General features: G+C 62.6%; 6 protein-coding genes and 1 pseudogene. 2 read left to right on the top strand and 5 right to left on the bottom strand.

Annotated features, from left to right (window positions below):
* Positions 1–62: 62 nt before the first annotated feature.
* From FNJ47_RS43775 to FNJ47_RS43765, 3 genes are read right to left on the bottom strand one after another with little or no spacing between them, the layout of a single operon-like run.
* Positions 63–764: a branched-chain amino acid ABC transporter permease gene (locus FNJ47_RS43775; protein ID WP_236000508.1), complete on the bottom strand. Its 702-nt coding sequence runs from the start codon at positions 762–764 to the stop codon at positions 63–65.
* Between the two features lie 9 nt (positions 765–773).
* Positions 774–1,559, bottom strand: coding sequence for an ABC transporter ATP-binding protein (locus FNJ47_RS43770; RefSeq protein WP_163162698.1), 786 nt, complete (start codon positions 1,557–1,559; stop codon positions 774–776).
* Positions 1,556–3,526 (bottom strand): AMP-binding protein, encoded by a 1,971-nt coding sequence (locus FNJ47_RS43765; protein ID WP_163162696.1) that lies wholly within the window; start codon positions 3,524–3,526, stop codon positions 1,556–1,558. Before FNJ47_RS43765 ends, FNJ47_RS43770 begins: the two co-directional genes overlap by 4 nt.
* Before the next feature lie 709 nt (positions 3,527–4,235).
* On the opposite strand from FNJ47_RS43765, the gene FNJ47_RS43760 reads away from it, so the two are divergent.
* Both FNJ47_RS43760 and FNJ47_RS43755 read left to right on the top strand, forming a co-directional pair.
* Complete coding sequence (locus FNJ47_RS43760) at positions 4,236–5,258, top strand: NADP-dependent oxidoreductase (RefSeq protein WP_163162694.1); 1,023 nt, start codon at positions 4,236–4,238, stop codon at positions 5,256–5,258.
* Positions 5,259–5,400: 142 nt separating this feature from the next.
* Positions 5,401–5,649 carry a hypothetical protein gene (locus tag FNJ47_RS43755; protein WP_163162700.1) on the top strand — a complete coding sequence of 83 codons (249 nt, stop codon included), beginning with the start codon at positions 5,401–5,403 and terminating at the stop codon, positions 5,647–5,649.
* 6 nt (positions 5,650–5,655) lie between these two features.
* On the opposite strand, the gene FNJ47_RS43750 is transcribed toward FNJ47_RS43755, so the two are convergent.
* Positions 5,656–6,492: a metallophosphoesterase family protein gene (locus FNJ47_RS43750; RefSeq protein ID WP_163162692.1), complete on the bottom strand. Its 837-nt coding sequence runs from the start codon at positions 6,490–6,492 to the stop codon at positions 5,656–5,658.
* 128 nt (positions 6,493–6,620) lie between these two features.
* Positions 6,621–7,090: pseudogene (locus FNJ47_RS43745) on the bottom strand (hypothetical protein); the annotation flags it as partial.

The raw sequence follows: 7,090 nt of genomic DNA, 5'->3' as shown, positions 1-7,090 counted from the left end.
TTAATCACCACCCACCATCCGCAAGGCCCACAGTGTACATCGTAGGCGGCGTCCGATTTGGATCAGAGACCGGAGAACTGCACGCCAAGCTTGGTCCCCCACACGGTCGCCGCGACCAGCGCAACGAGACCGGCAACGAGCCAGACCACGAACCAGATCCAGCTGATCGGAATCCCGACCGAATGGGCGGCCAAATGGTCGTCGGCCACGGCCCTGAGTGCGCGACCGGTCTTGGTACGCTGAAAGAAGACGGCGAGGCCGGCGACCAGGACGCCCGCGATCAATGCGCCCCAGACATCCAGCTTGTTGACCAGAATCCCGCCCGGGAACAGGCCTTCAAACAAGAACCAGGCGTCGGTCGGGAACAGCCGCAACGGGTAGACATCCGATCCGAAGATCATCTCCGCGGCACCCTCGATGACGAATGTCACGCCGATCGTCGACATGAACAGCGTCAGGCCGTCCTGGTTGACAAGAGGTCCGATCACGAACCGCTCGATGAGCCAGGCGGTTGCCGCCATGATCATGGCGGCAAAGCCGATGGCAAGGACGACCGCGACCCAAAGCGGAAGGCCGTTGGCGACCAGCAGGTCGAGGGCGCGAACCAGCGCCAATCCCGCGAGCAATACCATCGCTCCCTGCGCATAGTTGAATACGCCGGATGCCTTGAAGATCAACACGAAGCCGAGCGCGACCAGCGAATAGAGCACGCCGGACATCAATCCGCCGATAAGGACCTCGAGAAACTGACCCAGCGCGATCATGGGCGCACCTCAATGCGCGACGCCAAGATATGCATCGATGACGGCTTGACTTCTCTTCACTTCATCAGGCGTGCCGTCGGCGATCTTGACGCCGTGATCAAGCACCGCGACGCGGTCCGACAGATCCATGACCACGGCCATGTCGTGCTCGATCAGGGCGATGGTCGTGCCGTAATGATTGTTCACATCAACGATGAATCGCGACATGTCCTCCTTCTCCTCGACGTTCATGCCAGCCATCGGCTCGTCGAGGAGGAGTAGGTCGGGCTCCATCGCCAGAGCGCGACCGAGTTCGACACGCTTTTGCAAGCCGTATGGCAAGCGCCCAACCGGTACCTTGCGGATTGTCTCGATTTCCAGAAAGTCGATGATCTCCTCGACCTTACGCCGATGTTCGACCTCCTCTGCGAGAGCAGGGCCATAACGCAGCGCCTGCCACAACAGCCCGCGGCGGACCTTCAAGGTGCGCCCCGTCATGATGTTGTCGAGCGCGCTCATGCCTTTGAACAGGGCGACATTCTGAAAGGTGCGCGCGATGCCGCCGCGCGCCGCCTCAAAGGGCTGCATTTTGGCCCGGGTGCGCCCCTTGAAGGTGATGGCGCCATGGTTGGGGTGATAGAAACCGTTGACGACGTTCAGCATCGAGGTTTTGCCGGCGCCGTTGGGGCCGATGATGGCGCGAATTTCGCCTTTTCTGACGTTGAACGAGACGTCCCGCAGCGCCCTGACGCCGCCGAAGGCCAGTGCCACGCCCTCGACCTGCAGCAGGATTTCGTTGGCGTTTGGCGCTCTCATGCCGCTCTTCCCAGCGATTTTGTCGGACCCACGATTTGCATGTCGCGAATCTTGACTCGTGCCGCGATCGTGCCTTTCCGGCCATCCTCAAACGTCACTTCCGTGGAAATGTCGGCCTCATGCGCCCCGTTGTAGAGGGCCGTGACCAACGGCGCATAACGTTCGGCAATGAAGCGGCGGCGCACTTTCTGCGTGCGGGTCAGCTCGCCGTCATCCGCGTCGAGCTCCTTGTGCAGAATGAGGAAGCGGCGAATCTGGGCGCCCGCAAGCACCGTTTCCCCGGCCAGGGAGCGGTTCACCGCGGCAACGTCTTTGGCGACCATGTCGTAGACCAGCGGATGCCCGGCAAGCTCCTGATAGGACCCGTAGGCGACGTTGTTGCGTTCGGCCCAATTCGCGACCGCGACCGGGTCGATGTTGAGCATGGCGCACACGAACTCTCTGGAGTCACCGAACGTGATCGCTTCCTTGACATTGGGATAGAACTTCAGCTTGTTCTCGAGGTACTTGGGAGCAAACATCGTGCCGTCAGCCAATCGACCGACGTCCTTCGCGCGATCGATGATCTTCAGATGCCCGGTCTTCTCGTCGAAGAAGCCCGCATCGCCGGTCCTGACGTATCCGTCTGATGTCATGGCTTCCGCGGTCTTTGCCTGATCCTTGAAATATCCGAGGAACATGCCGGGCGAGCGAAACTGCACTTCGCCCGTCTCCGCAATGCAGATGTCGACGTGGGGTGCCGGCGGACCAACCGTATCCGAGTAGATCTCGCCATCGGGCTGGCAGGTCACATAGAGGAACGCTTCGGTCTGGCCGTAGAGCTGTTTCAGGTTCAGGCCGATCGAGCGGTAGAACGCGAACAGATCCGGACCGATCGCTTCGCCTCCAGTGTAGGCGACGCGCACCTGAGACAGGCCAAGAACGTTCTTGAGAGGCTCGTAGACCAGCCAGCGGCCGAGCGCATAGATCAATCGGCCTGACAGCGGCACCGGACGGCCCGTCAAGACTTGCTCGCCATACCGCTGCGCGACGTCCAGAAAGTAGCTGAACAATCGCCGCTTGATCGGTGCGGCGTCCTCCATCCGGACCATCAGCCGTGTCAGCATGGCCTCGAAAATACGTGGCGGAGCCAGATAGAAGGTCGGTCCGATCTCATGCCGATCCTGCTCGATCGTGTCGCTGCTTTCCGGACACGCCATGCAGTATCCAGCCACCAGGCCCTGCACATAGCTGACATAGTGATCGCCCGCCCAGGCCAGCGGCAGATAGGCGAGCACCACGTCCTTGTCGGTCAGTCTGTCGAACCGCGTGGTGTCGATTGCAGCATCGATGCAGTTTCGCGCCGACAGCATGACGCCCTTCGGCGCACCGGTCGTTCCCGACGTGTAGAGGATGACCGCGATGTCCGAACCGCTGCCCGCCCGAATGGACTCATCGATCCGTTCGCCAAGCGTTGGCTCGGCCGCAAGCGCGGTGCGGCCGTCCTCGATGATATCGCCGATAGCGATCAGTCGACTGCGGTCGTAGCCGTCAAGCCCGCGCGGCTCGTCGTAGACAATCCTGTTGAGTTGCGGCAGTCGGTCGGACACGGACAAGACCTTGTCGACCTGCTCCTGGTCCTGCGCTGCGACCAGCTTCGCGTCGGCATGAGCGAGAACAAAGGCAAGCTCATCCGCCACGGCATCTGAATAGACCGGAACAGGAATGGCGCGCAGCACCTGCGCTGCCATCATGGTCCAGTAAAGCTTCGGCCGGTTTGAGCCGACTACGGCGACCGTGTCGCCTTCGCGCAAGCCAAGGCGATGCAAGCCCGCAGCGTAGGCACGTATGATCTCGGCAACTTGAGCCCAGGTCCAGCTCTGCCAGATGCCAAGATCCTTGTGCCGAAACGCTGGCCGCGTGCCAAATTGCGCGCTGTTTCGCAGCAGCAATTTGGGAAACGTGTCATACGATCCGCCGCCGGCCATGTCGGTCTCGATCCAAAAACCGGAGCGTTGGTTCGCTCCTGTTATGGTGATGCCTGTCCCTTTTTTGGGTAACAGCCATGCGAGTGCCGCATGCTCCGAGACTACAGCGAATCGAAAGTCCGACAAGTGCCAGATTGATAGATCGTGTTCCTGCGCGGACGCGCGGGACGGGGATGGTCTACCGGGTGCCGGTCGTCCGAAGGTGAATCCGGCCGCCAAACCAAAGACCTTGCGGTGCGAAGAAGCTGGTCGGCTCCTCAAGAGGTAATCCCAATGGTTTGGGAGGCCTCACATACGTTGGCCGGCTCCACGGAGCGGACCGAAGTCCTCGCCACCCAGCTTTCGAGGGGAGGCGGCAAACCGATCGCCCACTGCGCGGCGTCGCTCGTCGCGACCCACTGACGGCCGCCTACGCGTAGCTCCATCGTGCCGGATGCCGAGGTCGGTTCAGGAGAATCGAGCATGGCCGCTTCGTTCGCTGGTGGCATGCCTTGATCGACTTGCCGACACCAGATTCCGGGGGCGGTCTCGCGGACCGCCCCGCGACGACGGCGCCGTTTCGAGCACCCTTGCCTGCGAAATGACGGGCATCATTTCAAACACCGTTTCAAACAAGCGCGCGCGAAACAGCAAATCCATCTCCCTTGCGGGGAGCTGGATTGCATGACTACGTGTGCGCCACGAACCAATCACCCCAAGAGGAAAAATCATGTCCCAAGGAAAGCGCATCGTTCTTGCTTCGCGCCCGCACGGCGAGCCCACGCCGGCCAATTTCAGGCTCGAGGACTACACGCCGCCGACGCCGGGAGCCGGCGAGGTGCTGCTGCGCACCATCTGGCTGTCGCTCGATCCCTATATGCGCGGCCGCATGGCCGATGGTCCGTCCTATGCCGCACCGGTGCCGGTCGGCGGCGTGATGGAAGGCGGTACGGTGAGCGAGGTGATCGCGTCGAACAATCCCGGCTTTGCTAAGGGCGATATCGTGCTGTCGCGCGCCGGCTGGCAGACGCATGTGCTGTCCGACGGCAAGGGTCTCGCCAAGATCGATCCGAAGATCGCGCCGATCTCGACCGCGGTCGGTGTGCTCGGCATGCCCGGCATGACCGCCTATACCGGCCTGCTCGAGATCGGCAAGCCGCAGGCGGGCGAAACCGTGGTGGTTGCCGCCGCGTCCGGCGCCGTTGGTTCTGCGGTCGGCCAGATCGCCAAGATCAAGGGCGCGCGTGCGATCGGCATTGCCGGCGGCAAGGACAAGTGCGCCTACGTCAAGAACGAGCTCGGCTTCGACGAGTGCCTCGATCACCGCGATCCCAATCTCGCGGCCAAGCTGAAGGAAGCTTGCCCGAAAGGCATCGACGTCTATTTCGAGAATGTCGGCGGCGCGGTGTTCGACGCGGTGTTTCCGCTGCTCAATGCGTTCGCGCGCATCCCGGTTTGTGGCCTGATCGCGCATTACAACGACACCGAGGCGCACGCACCGAAATGGGCCGGCGCGATGATGCGCAACATCCTGACCAAGCGGCTGACCTTCCGCGGCTTCATCGTCAGCGACTTTGCCGCCATGCATGGCGACTTCCTGCGCGACATGTCGCTGTGGGTGCGCGAGGGCAAGGTCAAGTACAAGGAGTTCGTGACCGAGGGGCTGGACAGCGCGCCGGAGGCCTTCATGGGCCTGCTCAAGGGCGCCAATTTCGGCAAGCAGCTGGTCCGGATCGGGCCGGACAAGGCCTAAGCTAAGGGCCCGGAACTCCCATTCCGCGCAACAAAGTATCAAAAACGCCACATTGGCGGGGTTTTGGGGGCCTTTCGGCCCCCATTTGCTTGACGGGGACCCCAAGCACTTGATTCAATATGGCTATATTTCAGGTGTAGCTATGGTTTTTGAACTCATTGTTTTCGGGGTCATCCTCCTCGCCGTCGGCTATTGGGCGACGATGTTCGTCATGGGCCGCCGCGACGACGTCCTGCACGGCAAATTCGTCGAGGATCAGCCGGACGCGGAGCCGGTGCGCTTCATGCCTCGCGTGCGGCCCGCGCAGGCGGCGCCGCAACAGAGCAGGGACTCGCTGCAGGCGCAGCTCACCGTCATCAAGCAGGACCTGCACGACGCGGCGCGAAGCTGAGAAAGCTCACGCCGGCTGCTTGCTGAGCAGCGTATCCAGGTCGACATCGACCTGGCCCTTCGCCCTGACGTGACGGACCTCGAAACTGTCGGGCTGGAAGCGGTACTCGACGAGACCGACTTCCTTGATGCCGATCACTTCCTGCCGCGCGTCCGAGATGATGAAGCCGGCCGAGGGCGCCCAGATCTGCCTGACATGCTCGAACGTGTAGTCGCGGCGCTGGTGCACGTGGCCGCTGCCGACCAGCCGCAGATCGACCTTGCCGAACATCTCGATCAGGCGGCGCCGCGCCGGTTGCGGCACGAAGCGGATCGCGGTCTCGACGCGCTCGGCATCGTAGGGCACGTCGAGATAGAGCGGCTTGTGCAGGAACAGCGCGACCGGCTTGCCGACGGCCTTGTCGAGCGCGCATGCAAGCCAGTCGAACTGCTCGGCCTCGCTGTCGAGGCCGGTGTTCATGATCAGCGAGTTCAGACCGATGAAGCACCAGCCGGCGGCGTCGAAATGCCAGCGGTCCTCGCCGAGCACCGAGATGAAGGCGCCGCGCGTTGCTTCGGTCGGCAGTTGCGAAGGCGTGGGACCGACCGCGGTCGGGTTGTCGCCGATGTCGTGATTGCCGGGCAGATAGAGGCAATCGACCGGCAGCGCGCTGTGCAATTGCTTGGCGAACACCAGATCGTCGCGGCTGGTCGGCCCGTCGAACGAGACGTCGCCGGAGTTGAGCACGAGATCAGGCCGCGTCGCATCGATGTGCTCGCTGACGCGATGAAAATTGTCGATCAGCGGCTTGAAGCGGCGGGCGAGGTGGGTGTCGGAGATTTGGGTCAGGCGAAATTGGGGCATGCATCGCTCCTTTTCACGCGAAGCATAGGTCGGCGCGAAGTCGGAACGATGACGATTTCGGCGACTTATTCGCTGCTCTGTTTGATGCGTTGTTTGATGTTCCGTTTGAACGAGCCCCGAAATGGGCCCTAGATCGCGAGCGGCTTGATCGGGGGCGCGGGCACGACAGGCGGGCTGCGGCGGCTTCCGAGCAGGCCGGTGCTCGGCAGGTTTGTTCCGGTGTCGGATGGCGATGCGTTCAGTCCGAAATAGTCGCGCATGTCGTGCCGCATATCGTAGACGGCAAAGCCGAGCAGGCCGAGCACCAGCGCCGTGGCGAAGCTGTGCTTGACGATGTCGCTTGTCGAACGATAGCCGGTGCGGAAATAGACCGAGAGCAGGATCGCGACCAGGAGCGCGGCGGCGATGCCGGCAAGCCCCGACATCACCATGCCGAGCCCGCCATCCGCCGGATCGTCGAACCAGCCGGCAGCGGGGTCGATCGCCTTGAGCAGGGAGCCGACGAGATCGCCGAGAGCCCCGGCCGCCTGGGCCGCGCCTGAGAGTAGCGGGGTGATGAGGATCATCGCGTCTGACGACACTACTGAACAAGCCGTTG

Source organism: Bradyrhizobium uaiense, assembly GCF_010811875.1.
Lineage (GTDB): Bacteria > Pseudomonadota > Alphaproteobacteria > Rhizobiales > Xanthobacteraceae > Bradyrhizobium > Bradyrhizobium uaiense.
This window is presented reverse-complemented; position numbering and strand designations above follow the sequence as displayed.

Excerpts from the sequence above, each read along its gene's own strand:
- FNJ47_RS43775 (WP_236000508.1), bottom strand. The coding sequence starts at position 764 with ATGATCGCGCTGGGTCAGTTTCTCGAGGTCCTTATCGGCGGATTGATG.
- FNJ47_RS43760 (WP_163162694.1), top strand. The coding sequence starts at position 4,236 with ATGTCCCAAGGAAAGCGCATCGTTCTTGCTTCGCGCCCGCACGGCGAG.
- FNJ47_RS43765 (WP_163162696.1), bottom strand. The coding sequence starts at position 3,526 with ATGGCCGGCGGCGGATCGTATGACACGTTTCCCAAATTGCTGCTGCGA.
- FNJ47_RS43750 (WP_163162692.1), bottom strand. The coding sequence starts at position 6,492 with ATGCCCCAATTTCGCCTGACCCAAATCTCCGACACCCACCTCGCCCGC.
- FNJ47_RS43770 (WP_163162698.1), bottom strand. The coding sequence starts at position 1,559 with ATGAGAGCGCCAAACGCCAACGAAATCCTGCTGCAGGTCGAGGGCGTG.
- FNJ47_RS43755 (WP_163162700.1), top strand. The coding sequence starts at position 5,401 with ATGGTTTTTGAACTCATTGTTTTCGGGGTCATCCTCCTCGCCGTCGGC.